The sequence below is a fragment of the Micromonospora echinospora genome, assembly GCF_900091495.1.
GTDB lineage: Bacteria > Actinomycetota > Actinomycetes > Mycobacteriales > Micromonosporaceae > Micromonospora > Micromonospora echinospora.
In genome coordinates this window covers 4,655,823-4,675,969 of the sequence record NZ_LT607413.1, presented here as the reverse complement: position 1 = coordinate 4,675,969, position 20,147 = coordinate 4,655,823, and the positions used below count along the sequence as shown (strand labels likewise).

Genomic DNA, 20,147 nt, shown 5'->3' with positions numbered 1-20,147 from the left:
ACAGACTCAGGGACGTAATCCTCCTGCCGGCCCCGGTGACCGCCGATCATCCGTCCGGCCGATGACCGTCGGGTCGGCCGGATCCGCCAACCGGCCGAGGGCGACCAGGGCAGCGCCCGTCGCACCGATCTCCGGGTTCGGTTGGTGCCCCACCGGACGGGGGGCGAGCGCGGCGGCGAAGGCCCGCCGCCACCAGGCCGACGCGGTCACCGCTCCCCCACCGAGCACCACCTCCACCGGATCGGGCACAGTGGACTCGATCTCGGCGAGGTCCCGGGCGACCTGGGCGCAGACCCCGGTCATCAGTCCGGCCAGGATCTCCACCGCCGTGGTGGAGAAGGTCAGCCCGCGCAGCGTCCCGGTGCCGGCCGGGGCGAGGCCGGGCGGCCGGTCACCGCCGAACCGGGGGTCGGCCGGCACGCCGCCGCCCGGCGGCAGCCGGTCCAGCGCGGCGGCCAGCTCCGCGCCCTCCGGCAGGCGCAGCTCCCGGTTCGCCCAGGCGAACAGGTTGCCACCGGAGGAGTACGCGGCCCCAGTCACCACATGGTCGTGGTCGACCCGGTACCGCCACAGCCGTTCCGGCAGGGGCGGCAGCGGCGCGCCCGCCGGGACCCGCTGGACCAGCCGCACCGCCGCGGACGTCCCGACCGTGACCGCGGCCCGTCGTGGGTCGACACAGCCGGACCCGACGTTGGACGCCGCGCCGTCGCCGATCGGCGCGCTCCACGCCGCCCCGTCCAGCCCCGGCCAACGCCGGGCGAACTCCGGCAACAGCCGCCCCCGCCAACCGGCCGGGGCGAGCGCAGGCAGCTCCCCGGACCGGACGCCGGCCAGCTCGCACGCCTCGGCGTCCCAGACGAGACGACACAGGTCGAGCAGGCCCGTGCCGGACGCCTGCGACACGGACATCGGCACCTCCCCGAGCAGCGCGCCGAGGACGTACTCGGCCAGCCCGACGAACCGGGCCGCCGGCGTCCGGGCCCGCAGCCAGGGCAGGCGGGCCGTCCAGTAGCAGCGGTGCCACCAGGTGCCGGTGCGCTGGTGGAAGGCGTCGGCGTCGGCCGGCCCCGACCGGTCACCGGGCGGCTCCGGGCGGGTGTCCAGCCAGGTGAGCACCGGCCCGAGCGGCTCACCGGCGGCGTCCAGCGGCAGCACCGAGTGCCACTGCGCGGAGATCGCGACCAGGCCGACGTCGCGCAGGTGCCCGGCGGCCTGCAACTCGTCCAGGCACTCGATCAGGCAGGCCAGGTAGCCGGGGGCGTCCAGCGTGCCCTCGCCGTCGTCGCCGACCGCCAGCCGCATCTTGCGTCGGGCCAGCGCGCCGGGCAGCGGGGCGGTCCGCTCGTCGAGCACGAGCCCACGCACCGACGAGGTGCCCAGGTCCAGAGCGAGAATGTTCATCGCCGGTCACCGTACCCAACCCGTCACCCGCCGAAGCCCGGACCGGACACCCCCGTCCCGGCCGGTTGCCGGCGCCTTCCCCACCGCCCGGCCCACCGCGTAGGCTGACGGACGTGACCGCGCACCTGACCTCCTGGTGGCCCGCCGACCCGGCGGTCCCCCAGCGCGGATAACTTCCCCACCTGGCCGCCCCCGAGGCGGCCACCGGTGCTCCCCACCGGCCCTGGACGCCCACGGCGGCCCCGGCCCGAGGAGACACCACCGATGACCGACCTCACCGCGCTGACCGCCGTCGTGGCCGCCGGCGGCGACCCCGGCCCGTTCGCGTTGCTGCGCCGCGCGGACGGCGACCACCTGGAGCTGTTCACCGGCACGGTACGCCCGGTCGGGCGGCTCGCCGACATCCCGCTGCCCGACGGCGGCCCCGGCCCCCGCACGCTCGCCCTGGTGCCGTACCGGCAGATCACCGAGCGGAGCTTCGCCTGCGTCGACGACGGCGCCCCGCTGGAGTGCCTGGAGATCACCGGAGAGGGACGCAGCACCCTGACCGAGGCGCTGCGCGCCCTGCCGGACGTCCCGGTGGTCACCACCGGAGCCGCGTTCGACCTCGACGACGAGGAGTACGCCGCGATCGTCGAGCGGGTGCTGCGCGAGGAGATCGGACGCGGCGAGGGGGCGAACTTCGTCGTCCACCGCACCCTGCGGGCCCGGGTGCAGGGACCGCCCCTGACCGCCGCGCTGGCCGCGCTGCGCCGGCTGCTGGTGGCCGAACGGGGCGCCTACTGGACCTTCCTGGTGCACACCGGCACCCGGATCCTGGTCGGCGCCACCCCGGAACGGCACGTCAGCGTCGACGACGGGCTGGTGATGATGAACCCGATCAGCGGCACCTTCCGGTACACCGGCGGGATCGCCGACCGGGACGCGCTGCTGCGGTTCCTCACCGACGACAAGGAGGTCGAGGAGCTGTACATGGTGCTCGACGAGGAACTGAAGATGATGGCCACCGTCGCCGAGCAGGGCGGCCAGGTCGTCGGGCCGTACCTGAAGGAGATGACCCACCTCGCGCACACCGAGTACCTGCTCGCCGGCCGGGGCACCCGGGACGTCCGCGAGGTGCTGCGGGAGACGATGTTCGCCCCGACCGTCACCGGCAGCCCGATCGAGAACGCCGCCCGGGTCATCGCCCGGCACGAACGCACCGGCCGCCGCTACTACGCCGGGGTGCTGGCGCTGCTCGGCCGGGACGCCGGGGGGCGGCAGACGCTGGACGCGCCGATCCTCATCCGGACCGCCGAGTTCACCCCGGACGGCGAGCTGCGGGTGCCGGTCGGGGCGACGCTGGTGCGCCACTCCACGGCCGCCGGTGAGGTGGCCGAGACGCACGCGAAGGCCGCCGGGGTGCTCGCCGCGCTCGGTCTGCGCCCGGACACCCCCGCCCCGGGCCCGGAGCCGGTGACCCGCCTCGCCGACGACACCGACGTCCGCGCCGCGCTGGCCGCCCGCAACGACCGGCTGGCCCGCTTCTGGCTCGACCAGCGCGCCCCGGCCCCCGTCCCGCCCCGCCTGCGGGCGTTGATCGTCGACGGGGAGGACACCTTCACCGGCATGCTCGCCCACCAGCTCACCGCCCTCGGGCTCGGCGTCGAGCTGCGTCCGTGGCACCGGCCCGGCCCGGTCGACGGCCACGACCTGGTGGTGGTCGGGCCCGGCCCCGGTGACCCGCGGGTCGACAGCGACAAGATGGTGGCGATGCGGACCACGCTGCGCACCCTGCTGGACGCCGGCCGGCCGACCCTGGCGGTCTGCCTGGGCCACCAGCTCCTGTGTGGCCTGCTGGGGTTCCGGCTGCACCGGCGCGCGGCCCCCTACCAGGGCCTCCAACGGGAGGTGGGCTTGTTCGGCGCCGTCGCGCGGGTGGGCTTCTACTCGACGTTCACCGCGCTGGCCGACACCGACCGGCTGGACACCGCGTACGGGCCGGTGGAGGTGGCCCGGGACAGGGCGGACGGGGCCGTCCACGCGGTACGCGGCCGGTGTCTGGCCGGGGTGCAGTTCCACCCGGAGTCGGTGCTCAGCGCCGACGGCATGACGGTGCTGGCCGACCTGCTCGGTCATCTGCTGCCGGCGCCGGCGCATATGTCGCCGCGCCGGGGGTAGGGCAGGACGCGACCGGTGGTGCCGGACGGGCCGAGAGCCCCCGTCCGGGCCACCGGTCACCGCTCAGCCCGCCGTGCCCTGCCGTAGCCGGGTGGCGATCTGCACCGCGCGCTTCGCGGTGAGCGCCGTGGCCGCCAGCGCGACGTGGTCCGGGGCGACCTCGCCGTTGTTGCTGGTGTGGGAGGCGCCGTAGGGGTTCCCGGAGACGAACTGGCTGGGGTCGGTGTAGCCGGGGGTCACCACGATCCCACCCCAGTGGTAGAAGGTGGTGTACAGCGACAGCAGCGTCGCCTCCTGGCCGCCGTGCGCGGTCGCCGTGGTGCAGAAACCGGTGTAGACCTTGTCGGCCAGCGCGCCCTGCGCCCAGAGCGGCCCGCTGGTGTCGATGAACTGCTTGAGCTGCGCGGCGACCATGCCGTACCGAGTGGGCGAGCCGAAGATCACCACGTCGGCCCAGGAGAGGTCGTCGAGCTGCGCCTCGGGCACGTCCTGGGTTTCCAGGTGGTGGGCGTGCCAGCCGGAGTTCGACCGGATCGCCTCCTCGGGCGCCAGCTCGCGCACCTTGCGCAGCCGCACCTCGGCACCGGCCTCACCGGCGGCCTCGCACGCCGCCTGCGCCATCTGGTAGGTGATGCCCGTCGCGCTGTAGTAGATCACCGCGACCTTGACCTGACCGTCCATCGGGGGTCTCCTCCTTCTGCTGATCAGCTCCGGCGACTACCCGCTGGTTGCGGCGTAAAACACCGCGCGGGTCACCGGGTCGGGCTGGCATGCTCGACGCCGTGCTGATCAGGGACGCCACCATCGGCGACTGGCCGCGGATCTGGCCCTTCCTGCGGGAGATCGTCGCGGCCGGGGAGACGTACACCTGGCCCCGCGACGTGACCGAGGAGCAGGCCCGCCCGCTCTGGATGCCGCCACCACCCGCCCGGACGGTCGTCGCGGTCGACCCGGACGGCACGGTGCTCGGCTCGGCCAAGCTCCTGCCGAACCAGGGCGGGCCGGGGGCGCACGTGGCCAACGCCAGTTTCATGGTCGCGCCGTTCGCCGCCGGTCGGGGCGTCGGCCGGGCCCTCGGCACGCACGTGCTCGACCTGGCCCGCGCCGAGGGCTACCGGGGCATGCAGTTCAACGCGGTGGTGTCGACCAACACCCGGGCCGTCGGGCTGTGGCGGTCGCTCGGTTTCGAGGTGGTCGGCCGGATACCGGAGGGCTTCCGGCTTCCCGACGACCGCTACGTCGACCTTCTGGTGATGTACCAGCGGCTCTAGGACCCCGCCGCCATCTTGACGACCCCAGCCGCCACCTTGACCGCCATCGATTGATTTGTGCTCAAGTTTTCCGCAAGTTCCGCCCCGCGCGACGGCCGGCCGACCCGTCCGGCGTGATGCTTTTTCCATCGGCGCCGGTCGACGTCCGTCACCGGCCGGGGCCGGCGAACCTGAACGGGGGATCGCGCTCCGTCAGCCCTGTGCTGGCGTAGCGCGATCAGGGGGCACGCCACCCGTGCGGGACGCGTCCGGTACGTCCACGGTCAGGTGCGGGTCGGCCAGAGCGTGGGGCGGTTGACCGGGCCGTCGACGGCCGCCATCGCCAGGCCGATGGCGAAGAACATCACCGACAGGTTGATGTCGGTGTAGCCGTAGAACGGGGTCACCCCCAGCGCCACCACGGGCACGGCGCTGAGCCAGACACCCCCGGGCGTCACGGCGGTGGCCAGCCGCCGGGCCACGACGAGAAAGAACAGCACCAGCGCGAGGAACGCCGGGACGCCGTGGCTGTACATGATCAGCCAGATCTGGCCCTGCGTCCCCAGCGGTTCCGCCACCTTGATGGTGTCCACGAACTGCGGGGCGCCGTAACCCAGCAGCGGTGACTCCGCGACGGCGGCGAGCGTCCGGCGGTAGATGTCCAACCGGTCGGTGGTCGAGTCGGTGTTCTCCACCCGGTTGCTGATCAGGTCGCCGACCGGCACGAAGAACGTCACCAGGGCGGCCAGGACCGCCACCGCTCCGATCGAGGCGATGATGCGCACGTCGCCCCGGAGCAACGCGCGCACACCGACGTAGCACAGGCCGATGCCGACCCCCACGAACATGCCCCGGTTCAGGGTGAGGAAGGCCGGCACCAGCGCCAACGGCAGCGACACGATCAGCGCCGTCCGCATCAGACCACGCCGGAACGACGTGATGTACGCCAGCACGCAGGGCACCATCACCGCGAACCCGGTGCCCCAGTTGTTGGTGTACGGGTACGGCGCGGCCGTCCGGTAGTACGGGTTACGACTCAGCGGATTGTGCTCGGTCGCCTTGATGTGGGTCAGAGCCTGGACCATCCGCTCCCCGGAGATGCTCCGGGGCAGCAGCATCTCGACCGGGGTGGTCAGGGAGAGCTTCGGGGCGATCACCGCGAGCCACCCCAGGGCCACCACCGTCAGCCAGAACAGGCAGAACGGGTGGAACAACGCCTGCCACGACACCCCGCTGCGCGCGGCGTTGTACACGTAGAGGTAGACGATGAACGCCGCCACGACGAACCCGAACCGCAGGACGTACCCGACCAGACCGTTGCCGCCGAGCCGGAGGAAACTGAGCGCCATGAGCGCCACCAGCAGGATCCAGAGCGCGGACCCGGTGGGCAGACGCACCCGGCCGTGGACCAGCAGGACCGCCGCCAGCACCACCGCCAGCGGCGCCCAGAGCAGGTAGAGCCCCCCGAGCAGCCACCAGACCAGCGCCAACCCGAACATCAGGTACAGCGGCCAGACCGGCAGGCCGGGGCGGCTGGACGGGTCGGCGGCGGGGCCGACCGGGGGCCGAGCCCCGAGTGGCGGCGTCGGGCGGGGAGCGGTCACAGGAGGCAACCTATCCCGTCCCGGACGCCGCCACGACAGTGCCGCCCGCCCGACAGCAGTGCGGTCCGCCCGGTGGTCTGGCGCCGCCCCGGCTCAGCGGGGCAGCTTGTCCCGCAGGTCCGACACCTGCCGTTCCAGCCGGTCGACCGCCCCCTCGTTGTTGATGAAGGTGCTGACCCCGGCGGCCAACGCCAGTCCGAGCACTACCGCCAGGATGCTCAGCACCAGGCCGCCGATGGCGACACCGCGCCCGGTCACCCCGGGTCGGGTGGCCATCCGCAACCCGACCACGCCGAGCACGATGCCGATGATGCCGAGCACCAGGCCGACCGAGGCGAGGATCGCGGTCAACACACTGATCAGGGCGGCGACGCCGAAGACCAGGGCGAACGTCGCTGCGGCGCTGGTCTTGGCCTCCGTCGGGCCGCCACGTACCGGTTGGTCGGGCGGCGCGGTGCCGGCCCGGACGGGACGCTTGGAGGTCGTCATGTCAGTCCTCTCGTCGCACACGTCACGAACACGTCAGCGCGGCGAGTCCCCGCTCAGGCCGCACTCATGCCTCAACCGGGACTCTCGCGGCACCCCGCACCGCCGACGCGACAGCGGAAATGACGCGGCGGCGGGACGGCGGGGCGTCGGCGGTGCGGCCCGCCGGTGGTGAGGCCCGACAGCGGGGCGGCGCGGCTTCCGCGAACCGGGCCGGCGGCGGTGGGTGTGGGCCGAACCCCGTCGGGTACGCGGGCCGTGAACCCGAGAAGGAGGACGACCATGAATCTCACCGAACAGCAGATCCGCTCGCTGTACGGCCAGGACGTCCAGGACCGGTCGGGCGCCCGGATCGGCAGCGTGGGCCAGGTGTGGGCCGACGCCGCCGGGGAGCCCACCTGGGTCAGCGTGAAGACGGGTGTCATGGGGCATCACGAGTCGATGGCCCCGCTCACCACGGCCCGGATGGAGGAGGGCCGCCTCTCCGTGCCGTACGACAAGGCGACCGTCAAGAGCGCGCCGACGGTCGACACCGGCACGGACCAGCCGTTGGGCGCGGACCAGATCGCCCAGCTCTACGCGCACTACAGCATGGGCCAGCCGACTCCCAAGCCGAAGCCTCCGCCCCGGCCGCAGGGGCGCCGCCAGCGGCAGGACCAGCAGGAGCTCGTCCGCTCCGAGGAGCGGCTGCGGGTCGGCACGGAGAGCGAGCCGGCGGGCAGCGCCCGACTGCACAAGTACGTCGTCACCGAGGACGTGCACACCACCGTCCCGGTCGAGCACGACGAGGTGCGGGTGGAACGTATGCCGGTCACCTCGACCGACCGGGACGTGCGCCCGGACATCGGCGAGGCGGAGCGGGAGCTGACGCTGCGGCGTGAGCACCCGGTGACACGCAAGGACCAGGTCCCGGTCGAGCGGGTCCGGCTGGCCCGGGACGAGGTCGTCGAGGACCAGCCGATCGACGAGCAGGTACGCCGGGAGCGAATCGACGCCGACGTCCCGGAACCGGCCCGCCGACGCGCCTGAGCGCCTGAGCACCGCTCCCGAGCGCCGGGAGAGGTGTGAGGAGGGGCCCCCTGTTACCGCTTTTTGCCGAGCAGGGGGCCCCTGCAGGCACCTCAGCCGCCGAGCGCGCCGGCCGAGCGGCCCTCGTGCAGGGTGAGGTTGCGCCCGTTCGTCGGGTCGAAGAGGTGGATCTTCTCCAGGTTGAACCAGACCCGCCGGTCCTCGCCCTCGGTCACCGTCGACTCGGCCGACAGCCGGGTCACCAGGCTGGAGCCGGCGCCCGCGAAGTCCGCGCCGGTGTCGGCGGCCAGCTCCTCCAGCTCGGCCGCGCTGGCCCGTTCCCCCTCGACAGTGAAGTAGACGTACTTGTCCGAGCCCATCGACTCGACGATGTCGACCGGCGCCTCGAACTCCATGCCCCGCTGACGGGTGTCGTCGTCGACGAGTTCGGCGTCCTCGAAGTGCTCCGGCCGGATGCCGAGGATCAGTTCCCGGGGAGCGTCGGCGCCCTCCAGTTCCCGCCGCATCCGGTCGCCGAGCGGCACGTCACCCAGCGCGGTCCGCAGCCTGCCCTCCTCCACCGCCGCGTGCAGGAAGTTCATCGACGGCGAGCCGATGAACCCGGCGACGAAGAGGTTGCGGGGGTGGTCGTAGAGCTCCTGCGGCGGCCCCACCTGCTGGATCGCCCCGCCGCGCATGATCACCACGCGGTCCCCGAGGGTCATCGCCTCGGTCTGGTCGTGGGTAACGTAGACGGTGGTGGTGGCGAGCTGCTTCTGCAACCGGGAGACCACGGTGCGCATCTGCACCCGCAGCTTGGCGTCCAGGTTGGACAGCGGCTCGTCCATCAGGAACGCCTTCGGCTGCCGGACGATGGCCCGGCCCATCGCCACCCGCTGCCGCTGGCCGCCGGAGAGGTTGGCCGGCTTGCGGTCCAGCAGCGCGGTCAGCTCCAGGACCTTCGCCGCCTCCTCGACCTTCTGGTCGATGGTCCGCTTGTCCAGCTTCGCCAGCCGCAGCGGGAAGGCCATGTTCTCCCGGACGGTCATGTTCGGGTACAGCGCGTACGACTGGAACACCATCGCGATGTCCCGGTCCCGGGGGGCCTTGTCGTTCACCCGCTGGCCGGCGATGCGCAGCTCACCGGAGCTGATGTCCTCCAGCCCGGCGATCATGTTGAGCGTGGTGGACTTCCCACAGCCGGAGGGACCGACCAGGATCACGAACTCACCGTCGGCGATCTCCAGGTCGACGTCGGAGACGGCCACGGTGCCGTCCGGGAACTTCTTGCTGACCTTGTCGAGCACGATCTCAGCCACGAGTTGTTCACCTATCCCTTGACGGCGCCGTTGGTCAGGCCGGAGACGATGCGGCGCTGGAAGAAGAGGACGAAGAGGATGATCGGAATGGTGATCATCACGGCGGCGGCGCAGATCGCCCCGGTGGGGTCCTCGAACTGCGACTCGCCGGTGAAGAAGGAGAGCGCGACCGGCACCGTCCGGGACCGCTCGGTGGAGGTCAGCGAGATGGCGAAGAGGAAGTCGTTCCAGCAGAAGATGAAGACCAGGATCGCCGTGGTGAACAGCCCCGGCGCGGCCAGCGGGGCGATGACCCGCCGGAACGCCTGCCCCTGCGTGGCGCCGTCCATCTTCGCCGCCTTCTCCAGGTCCCACGGGATCTGCTTGAAGAACGCCGACAGCGTGTAGATCGCCAGCGGCAACGCGAACGTGATGTACGGCAGGATCAGCCCCGGCCAGGTGTCGAAGATGCCGAGCTGCCGTTCGATCTCGAACAGCGGCGACACCAGGGACACCTGCGGGAACATCGCGATCAGCAGGGACACCCCGACCAGCAGCCGCTTGCCCGGGAAGTCCAGCCGGGAGATCGCGTACGCGGCCATCGCGCCGAGAACCACCGCGATGAACGTGGCGATCAGGGCGATCCCGATCGAGTTGACCAGGGCCCGGACGAACTGGTCGGTCTGGAAGATCGTCCGGTAGTTCTCCAGGGTCCATTCCCGGGGGATGAACTTCCCGTCGGTGAGCGTCGCCGGGGTCTTCAACGACAGCGACACGATCCACAGCACCGGGATCAACGCGAAGACGACGACGATGACGTCCAGCAGGCCCCAGCGCAGCTTCGCACGGGTGGTGGTGTCGGCCATCTCAGCGCCTCTCCCCCTCGTCGCTGCCGGGGGCAGCGGTACCGAACAGCTTCACGAAGACGAAGGCGATGACCGCCACGGTGAGGAAGATCAGCACCGACATCGTCGACCCGATGCCGAGGTTCAGCCCCCGCATCAGGTTGTTGTAGGTCAGCATCGACACCGACGAGGTCTCGTTGCCGCCCGCGGTGAGCACGTAGATGTTGTCGAAGACCCGGAACGCGTCCAGCGTGCGGAACAGCAGGGCGACCAGGATCGCCGGCTTCATCACCGGCAGCATCACCTTGGTGAACCGCTGCCAGGCGGTCGCGCCGTCGGTGGAGGCCGCCTTGAGCAGGTCCTCCGGCACCAGCGCCAGCCCGGCCATCAGCAGCAGCGCCATGAACGGCGTGGTCTTCCAGATCTCGGCGAGCATGATGATCGCCAGCGAGCTGGCCCGCTCGGTCAGCGGCGCGCCCTCACCGAACAGGTTCGCCAGGTAGCCGGTGCCCGGCGTCCAGGCGTACCGCCAGGAGAACGCGGCCACCACCGTGACGATCCCGTACGGGATCAGCGCGGAGGTCCGGACGATGCCCCGGCCGACCAGCGTCCGGTGCATCAGGATCGCCAGACCCATACCGAGCACCAGTTCGATCGCCACGGTGACCACCGTGATCAGCATGGTCACCCCGAACGCCGTCCACCAGAACTCGTTGGTCAGCACGGTGGCGTAGTTCTCCAGCCCCACGAACTCCCGCTCGTCGGGGAACCGCAGGTCGAAGCGCTGCAACGACAGCCAGACCGAGTAGAGGATCGGGTACGCGGTCACCGCGACCATGACCAGCGCGGCCGGCGCGCACAGCAGCCAGCCGAGCTTCCGTTCGGCCTTCTTGTTCTCGCTCAGCGCCGCCCTGCCCCGACGCCCGGGCCGGCCGGGACCGGCCGCGTGTCGACCGGTCTTCTCGGCGGCCACCTCCGCGCCGGCCGGCGTGGTGTTGACGCTCACGCCGCCACCTCCCTACGGTCGGCACCGCCGTGAGACACACCTGCGCCACCGGTTCGCTCGATACGCTCGCTCACGGCAGGACCCCCTTCGACTCCAGGGCGTCGGAGACCGCCCCGCGCAACTCGTCCGCCGTCCGCTCGGGGTCGATGCCCGACGGCGGGGAGAGGATCGCCGACATGACCGTGGAGATGCTCTGGTACGCCGGGGTGAGGGGCCGGGTCGACGGCTCCTTGAGCTCCTCCAGGATCGTCTCCTTCATCGGGTACGCCTCGGCCATCTCCGGGTCGTCGTAGACCGCCTCGATGGTCGGCGGCACCCCGTCGTTGACGGCGGAGAACTTCTGGTTCTGCTCGTTGCGGATGCACTTCGCCGCGTCGAAGGACTCCTCCGGGTACTTCGAGTAGGCGCTGACCGCCATGTTGATCCCGCCGATGGTGGCCCGGCTCGGCGTGGCCGCGTCGACACCCGGGTACCGGGCCCACTTGACCTGCTTGGCCAGCTCCGGGTCGGCCTCCTGCAACGCCGGGTAGACGAAGGGCCAGTTGACCTGGAAGGCGCCGTTGCCGGACTGGAACTCCAACCGGACCGGGTCCTCGGTGGCGTTGCTGAACGACGGGGAGACCACCCCGGAGGTCGCGAGCCGCTTGAGCTGCTCCAGGGCGCGCACCGCGCCGTCGTCCATCACGGCCTTCTTGCCGTCGGAGCTGACGATCTCGCCGCCCGCGCTGGCGACCATGGTGTTGTAGAGGACGACCAGGCCCTCGTACTGCGCGCCCATGGTGAGCACCTGGTACGGCTTGCCCTGGTCCTTCAGCGCCTGGGCCTGCTCGATCATCTCGTCCCAGGTCTTCGGCGGCTGCGGCACCAGGTCGGCGCGGTACCACAGCAGTTGCACGTTGGTGTTCTTCGGCGCGGCGAAGAGCTTGTCCTCGTAGCGGGCCGTGGCCAACGGGCCCTCCAGGGTGCCCTGCTCGACCTCGGTCCGGTCCTCGCCGGTCCACTCCCGGATCCAGTCCGCGCTGGCGAACTCCTGGGTCCAGGTCACGTCGAGACCGAGCACGTCCATGCCGCTGTCCTGCGCGGCGAGCCGCCGGACCATCTGTACCCGCTGCTCGTCGGCCTGCCGGGGCAGCACCTGGTAGGCGATCCGGTACCGCCCCTGCGCCTGCGCGTTGCAGTCGTCGACCACCTTCTGCAGGTTCTGCTCCGGCGGGTAGTACAGGTTGATCGTCGGCGGTCCGCCGTCCCCACCGGAACTGCACGCGGCGGTCGGCGCCAGCAGCGTCAACGCGGTGGCCACCGCCACCGCGCGGGCCCGTGACCGGCGCCGGACGCCGGCACCGTCAGGCTCGCTCATTCGCCCCTCCCCCTCTCCTACTGCACATACCGGGGTGGGAACCGCGCCCCGGCGCGCGGCGAGACGATGCGGGACGGCACCGGTTGCGGATCGGGGTCGTCCCGCGGGCGTTTCGTGGCCCCCTCACTGCCCGTAACGTCCGGCGACGAAACATGAAGGGCCCCGGTGCCCCGATAACCGGACATCCACGGACGAAACCTCGAACCTGCGGGGAGATCAGGTGACGTCTACGCTCGGCCGATGGACGTCACCTTCTTCTTCGACCCGGCCTGCCCACACACCTGGCGGACCTCCCGCTGGCTGGTGACCGTGGGTCAGGCCCGCGACCTGCGTATCGAGTGGCGGGCGTTCAGCCTCGCCATCCTCAACGAGGGTCGGGGCGCCCCGAAGTTCGCCGAGGCGCTCGCCGCCTCCGGCCGGGCCCTGCGGCTGGTCGAGGCGCTGCGCGCCGAGGGACGCGGCGACGACGCCGCCCGCTTCTACGCCGAACTCGGCGCGCGTAGCCACGACGTCGGCAACCCGCTCTCCGACCGGGCGGTCACCGACGCCGTCGACGCGGCCGGCCTCCGGACGGACGCGCCGGCTCTCGACGACGACCGCTGGGACGAGGCGGTACGGGAGTCGCACGCCCTGGCGTACGCCTCGGCGGGCCCGGACATCGGCTCGCCGGTGCTGACCCTGCCCGACGCCGACCGGGGCGTGCACGGACCGATCGTGACCGAGGTGCCCGACGCCGAGGAGGCCCTGCGACTGTGGGACTCGCTGCTGCCGCTGGTACGGATGCCCGCCTTCCACGAGATCAAGCGGGGCCGGCGGTGACCTCCGCCGCCGGTCGGGCTCCCGGGCGGCTCTCCGGGGACGGGCTGCCGCTCGCCCGGTTCAAGGACCTCTGCCTGGACGCCGTCGACCCGCACGCCCTCGGCGGCTTCTGGGCCCGGGTCCTCCACGCCGACCTGGTCGACCTGCGCGACGGGGACACCCGGGTCGACGGCCGGCCCGGCCGACCCGGCCCCGAGTCGATCTGGGTGAACCGGGTCCCGGAACCACGCGCCCGCAGGACCCGGGTTCACCTGGGCCTGCGGCTGCACCGGTCCGACCCGGCCGACCTGCTGGCCGCCGGGGCCCGTCTGGTCCGGGAACCGGACGACGAGGTGGGCTGGTGGGTGCTCGCCGACCCCGACGGCTACGAGTTCCGTGCCTTCGCGCCCCGGCCGGGCACCGTACCGGGTCCGTTCGAACTGGTCGTCGACGCCCGGGACGCCACCGCGCAGGCCACCTGGTGGGCCGGGGTGGCCGGCGGCCGGGTCGAGCGCGACGCCACCGGCGCCGCCTCGGTCGTCGGCGCGGCCGGCTTTCCCTGGGAATACTGGGTCTTCGCGCCGGTGACGGAGCCGAAGACAATCAAGAACCGGATGCACTGGGACGTGGACCTCACCGACGACGACTGCGCGGCGCTGCTGGACGCCGGCGCGACGCTGCTGCGCGAACCGGACGACGACATCGACTGGTGGATCCTGGCCGATCCGGAGGGCAACGAGTTCTGCGCGTTCGCTCCGCAGCGCTGACGGGCGGGCCGGCCGGCCCGATCGGGGGATGATCGCGGATTCCCCCGTCCCGCGCGCCTGCGGTTGGGCAGGATCCCAGCAGAGGAGGTGCCGTCGTGCAGGACACCCACGCTCTCGCCCTCACGTTCGAGGTGGGCGGCCTGCCTCCGGTCCGGACCGAGGCCCTGTCCGCCGTCACCGCCGGCCACCGGCAGGCCACCCGGGTCCGTGCCCTGCTCCGGGCCGCCGGCACCGCCGCGCAACGGACCGGATGGACACCGCCGACCGGACCGGTGGAGATCGACCTGACCCTGCGTTGCCCACCCGGACACCGCACCTCCGACGCCAGCACGCTGCTCGGCGGGGTCTGCGCCGTCCTGGCGGCCAGGAAACGCGTCTCCACCATCGGCCTGGCCCACCTGGGCGTGCTGGTGGCCGTCGCCCTCTACACCGACGACCGACAGATCCGCCGCCTGTCGTACACCGAGGAGCCGGCGGCGGAGTACTCGTACCGGGTACGGGTGGCGGAGACACCGACCGTGGTTTGACCGACGCCCGCGGTGGGGTACCGCGGACGCCGACGAAGGGAGCGCCGATGCCGGAGCCACACGTCACCCTCGACCCGAGAGGGCTCGACCCCGTGCAGCAGAAACTGCGGGGCCCACTGGAGGAGCAGCTCACATCGGCGCTGCGGGCCGCCACCGACCGGGTCCGCGCCGACTACGCCGGTGAGCCGGTCGAGCAGGTCTGCCAGCGGCTGCTGGACGAGACCCGCGCCGGTCTGCACCCCGACATCGCCGCCGGCTTCACCCCGGACATGGACGAGTTCTGCCGGGTCGCCGTGGCGATCGTGCGCGGCGACGCCAGCTGACCCCTCCGGCACCTGCGCGGTGATCCGTCGCCGGCCGGCTCATCCGAACGTAGGGTTACCGCAGTACATAGACAAACATATATTGCCCGCATGGCTCTACGGATGCGCTTCGCCGCCCTTGCCGCACTCGGGGCGATCGCCGTGGCACCCGGCGCCACACCCGCGACCGCCGCCCCGGCGGACGAGCCGCCACTGCGGTGCCTCATCACGACCTCGACCGTCGCGTGGGCCAACGGCTACCAGGCGGACATCACCATCAAGAACATCAGCTCCGACCGGATCGCGTGGCAGGCCAAGCTGACCGTGCCGTCGGGCACCGTCACCGGCTGGGACGCCACGTTCACCAGGTTCGGCACCCAGTACACCATCGACCCACCCACCCACGCCCCCACGCTCGGGCCCACCGCCATCGCCACGTTCGGGTACACGGGGACGGGCAGTCCGGCCCTGCCCGCGGTCACCTGCACGCCGACCGACTGACCGCGCCCCGCGCATCAGCGGGCCCACCTCAGGGTTGGCGCGCCCCGACGAAGAGGGCGTCGCAGCTCCCGTTCCCTGCCGTCCTCCGCAGCGGAAACCAACGAGATTGCGACGGCGGTTCCGACGGCGGTCACCAGCCCGGACAGCGGCGGACCGGAGGCCATTCCGGTCTCCATCTGGCGTCAACCCGAAAAACGCTCATTCTCGGGTACGCAATCGGCTCGCTCCCGAACGCCGAAGCTGTCCAGTGTGGGGTTCCACTGCCGGGCCACCAGAGCGAGTCCGCACCTCGACCAGTCCGAGAAGAAGGGTGGGAGGATCGGTCAGGACCGGGTCCGCAACTCCCCGGTCCTGACCTCCAGTCGCCCGGCGTGGCAGCGGTTTCGCCGCTCAGGGCCCCGGGCGTGGCACGACGCCCGACGTCGGACCCGATGTGGCGAGGCGGCCCGCATGCACTCAGCTCCACGGTGCTCCACCACCGGACTCCTGTCGCGTCCCCGGCTCACCCCGACGAGCCGCAACGCGGCCCCAAGATTAGGCAGAAGGCGATTCCACGGACAAGAAGATCCGGCCGTTCGAAATGGTGAGCAACGTCTACCGCGACAACCGGCATGTCGATGTAACGAAAGCGGGGGCACCGACGCTGTTCGGGGTCGAGAAACAGTATCCGCGATTTTGTCCGAGGAAATGAGGTGAGAGGCTCCACGATCTCACGTCACCGGCCGAGAAACGCCACCACCCCGGGTCAGAAGTGCCGGAGCAGGTCCGGGAACGCGGTGAGGTGCAGCACCCCGGCGTCGTCCGGATCCACCTCGGCGTGCTCCAGCACCCAGGTGTCGTCGTTCGGGATGAACACCGCCCCCATCCCGGCCGCCCGCGCCGGCAGGATGTCCGACTTCGGGGAGTTGCCGATCATCCACGCCACCGCCGGGTCGAAGGGGTGTTCGCGCGCCAGGCGGCGGTAGGTGTCGGTGTCCTTCTCCATGACCACGTGCGCGGCGCGGAAGTGGTGCAGCAGTCCGGAGGCGTCCAGCTTGCGCCGCTGCTCCTCCGGGTCGCCCTTGGTGAGCAGGAGCAGTTCGTGCCGCCCGGCCAGTTCGTCGAGGGTCTCCGCGACGCCCGGCATCAGCTCCACCTCGTGGTGGGCCAGCGCCACCGCGAGGTCGTCGATCTCCCGACGCTCCCGCTCGGTGGCCGGACGCTCCCGCAGCCGCTCCAGGCACTCCCCCAGGCTGTGCAGGAAGACCTTGCTGCCGTACCCGTGGACCACGGTGTTGGCCCGCTCGATGTCGTCGAGGATGGCGCGGATCTCGGTCCGGTCCAGGGTGGGATGGTCCACCCAGGCCAGGAAGTCGTCGATGACTCGCTCGAACAGGACGTTGTTCTCCCAGAGCGTGTCGTCGGCGTCGAAGACGAGCACCCTGCCGTGGTGACGCTGCCCCTGCTCCACGTTCCACCCCTCCCGCGCGGCCCGGGACACCGTACTCGGCCGGACCGGCCGCGCTCATCCCGGTTTCCGGCCCGCGCAACGGGTATCGGGTCGGGGAGGACGAGGACGACCCGGGGAGGGGTGACAGACCGTGACAACGATGACGAACCCGATGCTCAGGACGTACCCGGCGGAGATCAACCTGGACCGCGTACGACTCGCGCGGGTGATCGACGAGCTGAACGCCTGCGCCCAGGCCTGCACCGCATGCGCCGACGCCTGCCTGAGCGAGGAGGCGGTCACCGAGCTGACCAAGTGCATCCGGACGAACCTGGACTGCGCGGACATCTGCGCGGCCACCGCCCGGGTGCTGTCCCGGCACACCGGCTACGACGCCAACATCACCCGGAGCCTGCTGGCGGCCTGTATCACCGCGTGCCGCGCCTGCGGCGACGAGTGCGCCAGCCACGCCGGCATGCACGAGCACTGCGCGATCTGCGCCGAGGCCTGCCGCTCCTGCGAGTCGGCCTGCCGCGAACTGCTGTCGATGGTCAGCTGACCGGACCGGGGCCGGGTCGGTCCGGGTCCGGGTCGCCCCCGCCGGCACGCCGGCGCCGGCGCCGGCGGTGGGCTGAGGTGAGGTGATAGCAGGGGTCCCCTGTTACCGCATTTTGATGAGGAGGGGACCCCTGCAACCACCACCCACGCCACCCCGCAACCGCCTCAGCGGCGGCGCAGGGTGAGGATCAGGTCGGCGACCAGCGCCGTCCAGCCGGTCTGGTGCCACGCGCCGAGCCCCGCGCCGTTGTCCCCGTGGAAGTACTCGGGGAAGGCGATCAGGTCCCGCCAGTCCGGGTGGGTCTGGAAGAGCTGGCAGGCCCCGTAGATCGGCCGTCGCCCCCAGCCGTCCCGGGTGAACAGGGCGATCAGGCGGGCGGAGAGGTCGTCGGCGATCTCGGCGAGGGTGCGCTTCACGCCGGAGCCGGTCGGGTACTCCACCTGGAGGTCGTCACCGAAGAAGGCGGCGTAGTCGCGCAGCGCGCTGACCAGCAGGAAGTTCGTCGGCATCCAGATCGGCCCACGCCAGTTGGAGTTGCCGCCGAACAGCCCGCTGGTCGACTCGGCTGGCTCGTACCCGACGCTGAACTCCTGCCCGCCGAGGGTGACCGAGAACGGCTCGTCCAGGTGGGCCCGGGAGAGGGTGCGCAGCCCGTACTCGGAGAGGAACTCCTCGGGGTCGAGCATCCGGGCCAGCAGCCGGACCACCTGCTCCGGACCGACCATCGACAGCAGCCGCTGCTGCCGGCCGTCCGGGCCGATCCGGCGGGCTCCGACCACGTCGGCGTACTCCGGCCGGTTGGTCAGGAACCAGCGCAGCCGGGCGCCCAGTTCCGGCAGGTGGCGCAGGGTCCGCGCGGTGAGCCGGGTGGTCGCCGCCAGCGGCAGCAGCCCCACCACCGAGCGCACCTTCAGCGGCACCTTCGTCCCGTCGGCCAGCCGCAGCACGTCGTAGAAGAAGGCGTCCTCGTCGTCCCAGAGCCCCTGGTCGTACGCGGCGGCGGCGATGTACGCGAAGTGTTCGAAGAACTTCGTCGCGACGTCGACGTACGCCCGGTCCCGCTCGGCGAGGATGATCGCCATGTCGAGCAGGTTCAGCGCGTACATGGCCATCCAGCCGGTGCCGTCGGACTGCTCCAGCACCCCGGCCACCGGCAGCGCGGCCGACCGGTCGAACGGGCCGACGTTGTCCAGCCCGAGGAAACCGCCCTCGAAGACGTTGCTGCCCAGGGTGTCCTTGCGGTTGACCCACCAGGTGAAGTTGAGCAGCAGTTTGTGCAGCACCCGGGCGAGGAACTCGTGGTCCTGGCTGCCGTCGATCTCGAAGACCTTCAACGCCGCCCAGGCGTGCACCGGGGGGTTCACGTCGCCGAACGCCCACTCGTACGCCGGGATCTGCCCGTTGGGGTGCAGGTACCACTCGCGGAGCAGGAGCAGCAGTTGCTCCTTGGCGAAGCCGGGGTCGACCCGGGCGATGCTGACACAGTGGAACGCCAGGTCCCAGGCGGCGTACCAGGGGTACTCCCACGGGTCCGGCATGGAGATGACGTCGAAGCTGTTCATGTGCCACCAGGCGCTGTTGCGCCCGTGCCGCCGCCCGGCCGGCGGCGGGGTGGAGCCCGGGTCGCCGTCGAGCCACCGTTTCACGTCGAAGTGGTAGAACTGCTTGCCCCACATCAGCCCGGCGATGGCCTGCCGGGCCACCAGGGCCTCGTCCTCGCTGGCGGCGGCCGGGATGACGTCGGCGAAGAACCGGTCCGCCTCGAAGCGCCGGGTCCGCATCGTCGCCTCGAAGCCGGCCCCGAGGTCGAGGGCGGGGGCGGGCGTGCCGGCGGGCGGCGGCGCGGTACGGGTCAGCCGCAGCCGGATCTGCCGCTGCCCACCGGCCGGCACGTCCAGCACGTAGTGCAGCGCGCCCTTGGTGCCGACGCGGTCCGGGTTGACCGTGTCGGCCCCGTCGACCACGTGGTCGTTGATGCCGTCCTTCGGGTAGCGGGACCGGCCGGGCAGCCCCCAGAGCCGCTCGGCGTTGCTCTCGTTGTCGCAGAGCAGCGGCGTCGGCGTGCCGTCCCCGGCCAGCACGAGCTGACCGAGCACCCGGTGCTCGCCGACCAGCCGGCCCTCCTCGCCGGCCAGGGTGGGCACCCGGTCGCTGCCGGGCAGCCCCCACCCCCAGGTGTTGCGGAACCACAGGGTGGGCAGCACGTGCAGCCGGGCGGCCCGGTCACCCCGGTTGGCCACGGTGACCACCATGCACAGGTCGGTCGGGGACTCCTTGGCGTAGTCGACGGTCACCGCCCAGTACCGGTCGTCGTCGAAGATGCCGGTGTCGACCAGCTCGTACTCGGTGTCGTCCCGGCCGCGCAGCGCGTTCACGGCGACCAGTTCGTCGTACGGGAAGGCGGCCTGCGGGTAGTGGTAGCGCCAGCGCATGAAGGAGTGGGTGGGGGTGGAGTCCTCGTACCACCAGTAGTCCTTGGCGTCCTCGCCGTGGTTGCCGCCGTCGCCGCCGAGGCCGAACATCCGCTCCTTGAGGATCGGGTCCCGGCCGTTCCAGAGCGCCAGCGCGAAGCAGAACGTCTGCCGGTCGTCGCAGACGCCCGCCATGCCGTCCTCGCTCCACCGGTACGCTCGGGACCGAGCATGATCGTGGGGAAAGTAGTCCCAGGCCGTACCGTGTTCGCTGTAGTCCTCCCGCACCGTCCCCCAGGCCCGTTCCGAGAGATAGGGGCCCCATGCGCGCCAGTCCTGCTCCCCCGAGTCGGCCTGGGCCAGGCGGATCCGCTCGGCGTCGGGGGGCGGTGCCATGGGAGGAGTCACGTCAGTGATCACCCGCACATCTTCGACGCC

At 71.8% G+C, this 20,147-nt stretch carries 19 protein-coding genes; 9 read left to right on the top strand and 10 right to left on the bottom strand.

Annotation, left to right across the window (positions count from 1 at the left end; genetic code table 11):
* Positions 1-6: 6 nt before the first annotated feature.
* Positions 7-1,401, bottom strand: coding sequence for an FGGY family carbohydrate kinase (locus GA0070618_RS21025; RefSeq protein WP_088983178.1), 1,395 nt, complete (start codon positions 1,399-1,401; stop codon positions 7-9).
* A 264-nt stretch (positions 1,402-1,665) separates the two neighbouring features.
* Here GA0070618_RS21025 and GA0070618_RS21020 point away from each other — a divergent pair, with 264 nt between their 5' ends.
* Entirely contained in the window at positions 1,666-3,561 is a 1,896-nt protein-coding gene (locus GA0070618_RS21020; RefSeq protein ID WP_088983177.1) for an anthranilate synthase family protein, read from the top strand.
* A gap of 63 nt (positions 3,562-3,624) precedes the next feature.
* On the opposite strand, the gene wrbA is transcribed toward GA0070618_RS21020, so the two are convergent.
* Positions 3,625-4,242, bottom strand: a complete 618-nt coding sequence (gene wrbA / locus GA0070618_RS21015) for an NAD(P)H:quinone oxidoreductase (protein WP_088983176.1) — start codon at positions 4,240-4,242, stop codon at positions 3,625-3,627.
* Positions 4,243-4,331: 89 nt separating this feature from the next.
* On the opposite strand from wrbA, the gene GA0070618_RS21010 reads away from it, so the two are divergent.
* Positions 4,332-4,832 carry a GNAT family N-acetyltransferase gene (locus GA0070618_RS21010; RefSeq protein ID WP_088983175.1) on the top strand — a complete coding sequence of 167 codons (501 nt, stop codon included), beginning with the start codon at positions 4,332-4,334 and terminating at the stop codon, positions 4,830-4,832.
* A 263-nt stretch (positions 4,833-5,095) separates the two neighbouring features.
* Here GA0070618_RS21010 and GA0070618_RS21005 read toward each other — a convergent pair whose 3' ends face one another.
* Entirely contained in the window at positions 5,096-6,415 is a 1,320-nt protein-coding gene (locus tag GA0070618_RS21005) for an O-antigen ligase family protein (protein ID WP_231931390.1), read from the bottom strand.
* Positions 6,416-6,508: 93 nt separating this feature from the next.
* On the bottom strand, positions 6,509-6,904 hold the full coding sequence (locus tag GA0070618_RS21000) for a DUF4190 domain-containing protein (RefSeq protein WP_088983174.1): 396 nt from the start codon (positions 6,902-6,904) through the stop codon (positions 6,509-6,511).
* Positions 6,905-7,183: 279 nt separating this feature from the next.
* Here GA0070618_RS21000 and GA0070618_RS20995 point away from each other — a divergent pair, with 279 nt between their 5' ends.
* The gene (locus GA0070618_RS20995) at positions 7,184-7,930 is read left to right on the top strand and encodes a YsnF/AvaK domain-containing protein (protein ID WP_088983173.1); all 747 of its coding nucleotides are present in this window, start codon (positions 7,184-7,186) and stop codon (positions 7,928-7,930) included.
* Between the two features lie 92 nt (positions 7,931-8,022).
* Here the strand turns inward: GA0070618_RS20995 and GA0070618_RS20990 are convergent, their stop codons facing one another.
* From GA0070618_RS20990 to GA0070618_RS20975, 4 genes are all read right to left on the bottom strand, one after another.
* A complete protein-coding gene (locus tag GA0070618_RS20990) occupies positions 8,023-9,228 on the bottom strand; it encodes an ABC transporter ATP-binding protein (RefSeq protein ID WP_088983172.1) in 1,206 nt (401 codons plus the stop codon).
* Positions 9,229-9,239: 11 nt separating this feature from the next.
* On the bottom strand, positions 9,240-10,073 hold the full coding sequence (locus tag GA0070618_RS20985) for a carbohydrate ABC transporter permease (RefSeq protein WP_088983171.1): 834 nt from the start codon (positions 10,071-10,073) through the stop codon (positions 9,240-9,242).
* A 1-nt stretch (position 10,074) separates the two neighbouring features.
* The gene (locus GA0070618_RS20980) at positions 10,075-11,058 is read right to left on the bottom strand and encodes a carbohydrate ABC transporter permease (RefSeq protein ID WP_088983170.1); all 984 of its coding nucleotides are present in this window, start codon (positions 11,056-11,058) and stop codon (positions 10,075-10,077) included.
* Between the two features lie 70 nt (positions 11,059-11,128).
* Positions 11,129-12,415, bottom strand: coding sequence for an ABC transporter substrate-binding protein (locus tag GA0070618_RS20975; protein ID WP_088983169.1), 1,287 nt, complete (start codon positions 12,413-12,415; stop codon positions 11,129-11,131).
* Positions 12,416-12,655: 240 nt separating this feature from the next.
* Here GA0070618_RS20975 and GA0070618_RS20970 point away from each other — a divergent pair, with 240 nt between their 5' ends.
* The 5 genes from GA0070618_RS20970 to GA0070618_RS20950 all read left to right on the top strand — a co-directional run bounded on the left by GA0070618_RS20970 (position 12,656) and on the right by GA0070618_RS20950 (position 15,310).
* A complete protein-coding gene (locus GA0070618_RS20970) occupies positions 12,656-13,234 on the top strand; it encodes a DsbA family protein (RefSeq protein ID WP_088983168.1) in 579 nt (192 codons plus the stop codon).
* Entirely contained in the window at positions 13,231-13,980 is a 750-nt protein-coding gene (locus tag GA0070618_RS20965; protein ID WP_088983167.1) for a VOC family protein, read from the top strand. The genes GA0070618_RS20970 and GA0070618_RS20965 overlap by 4 nt, the downstream gene beginning before the upstream one ends.
* 95 nt (positions 13,981-14,075) lie before the next feature.
* A complete protein-coding gene (locus tag GA0070618_RS20960; protein ID WP_088983166.1) occupies positions 14,076-14,507 on the top strand; it encodes a RusA family crossover junction endodeoxyribonuclease in 432 nt (143 codons plus the stop codon).
* A 47-nt stretch (positions 14,508-14,554) separates the two neighbouring features.
* Positions 14,555-14,830 (top strand): hypothetical protein, encoded by a 276-nt coding sequence (locus GA0070618_RS20955; protein WP_088983165.1) that lies wholly within the window; start codon positions 14,555-14,557, stop codon positions 14,828-14,830.
* Between the two features lie 90 nt (positions 14,831-14,920).
* Positions 14,921-15,310 (top strand): cellulose binding domain-containing protein, encoded by a 390-nt coding sequence (locus tag GA0070618_RS20950; RefSeq protein ID WP_088983164.1) that lies wholly within the window; start codon positions 14,921-14,923, stop codon positions 15,308-15,310.
* A 745-nt stretch (positions 15,311-16,055) separates the two neighbouring features.
* Here the strand turns inward: GA0070618_RS20950 and GA0070618_RS20945 are convergent.
* Positions 16,056-16,730, bottom strand: a complete 675-nt coding sequence (locus GA0070618_RS20945) for an HAD family hydrolase (protein WP_088983163.1) — start codon at positions 16,728-16,730, stop codon at positions 16,056-16,058.
* A 169-nt stretch (positions 16,731-16,899) separates the two neighbouring features.
* Between GA0070618_RS20945 and GA0070618_RS20940 the strand changes: the two genes are divergently transcribed.
* The gene (locus GA0070618_RS20940) at positions 16,900-17,298 is read left to right on the top strand and encodes a four-helix bundle copper-binding protein (protein ID WP_088983162.1); all 399 of its coding nucleotides are present in this window, start codon (positions 16,900-16,902) and stop codon (positions 17,296-17,298) included.
* Between the two features lie 164 nt (positions 17,299-17,462).
* Here GA0070618_RS20940 and GA0070618_RS20935 read toward each other — a convergent pair whose 3' ends face one another.
* Positions 17,463-20,105, bottom strand: a complete 2,643-nt coding sequence (locus GA0070618_RS20935; RefSeq protein ID WP_231931389.1) for an MGH1-like glycoside hydrolase domain-containing protein — start codon at positions 20,103-20,105, stop codon at positions 17,463-17,465.
* Positions 20,106-20,147: the final 42 nt, after the last annotated feature.

Excerpts from the sequence above, each read along its gene's own strand:
- GA0070618_RS21020 (WP_088983177.1), top strand. The coding sequence starts at position 1,666 with ATGACCGACCTCACCGCGCTGACCGCCGTCGTGGCCGCCGGCGGCGAC.
- GA0070618_RS21010 (WP_088983175.1), top strand. The coding sequence starts at position 4,332 with ATGCTCGACGCCGTGCTGATCAGGGACGCCACCATCGGCGACTGGCCG.
- GA0070618_RS21000 (WP_088983174.1), bottom strand. The coding sequence starts at position 6,904 with ATGACGACCTCCAAGCGTCCCGTCCGGGCCGGCACCGCGCCGCCCGAC.
- GA0070618_RS20950 (WP_088983164.1), top strand. The coding sequence starts at position 14,921 with ATGGCTCTACGGATGCGCTTCGCCGCCCTTGCCGCACTCGGGGCGATC.
- GA0070618_RS20955 (WP_088983165.1), top strand. The coding sequence starts at position 14,555 with ATGCCGGAGCCACACGTCACCCTCGACCCGAGAGGGCTCGACCCCGTG.
- GA0070618_RS20985 (WP_088983171.1), bottom strand. The coding sequence starts at position 10,073 with ATGGCCGACACCACCACCCGTGCGAAGCTGCGCTGGGGCCTGCTGGAC.
- wrbA (WP_088983176.1), bottom strand. The coding sequence starts at position 4,242 with ATGGACGGTCAGGTCAAGGTCGCGGTGATCTACTACAGCGCGACGGGC.
- GA0070618_RS21025 (WP_088983178.1), bottom strand. The coding sequence starts at position 1,401 with ATGAACATTCTCGCTCTGGACCTGGGCACCTCGTCGGTGCGTGGGCTC.
- GA0070618_RS20995 (WP_088983173.1), top strand. The coding sequence starts at position 7,184 with ATGAATCTCACCGAACAGCAGATCCGCTCGCTGTACGGCCAGGACGTC.
- GA0070618_RS20975 (WP_088983169.1), bottom strand. The coding sequence starts at position 12,415 with ATGAGCGAGCCTGACGGTGCCGGCGTCCGGCGCCGGTCACGGGCCCGC.
- GA0070618_RS20940 (WP_088983162.1), top strand. The coding sequence starts at position 16,900 with ATGACGAACCCGATGCTCAGGACGTACCCGGCGGAGATCAACCTGGAC.
- GA0070618_RS20970 (WP_088983168.1), top strand. The coding sequence starts at position 12,656 with ATGGACGTCACCTTCTTCTTCGACCCGGCCTGCCCACACACCTGGCGG.
- GA0070618_RS20935 (WP_231931389.1), bottom strand. The coding sequence starts at position 20,105 with ATGGCACCGCCCCCCGACGCCGAGCGGATCCGCCTGGCCCAGGCCGAC.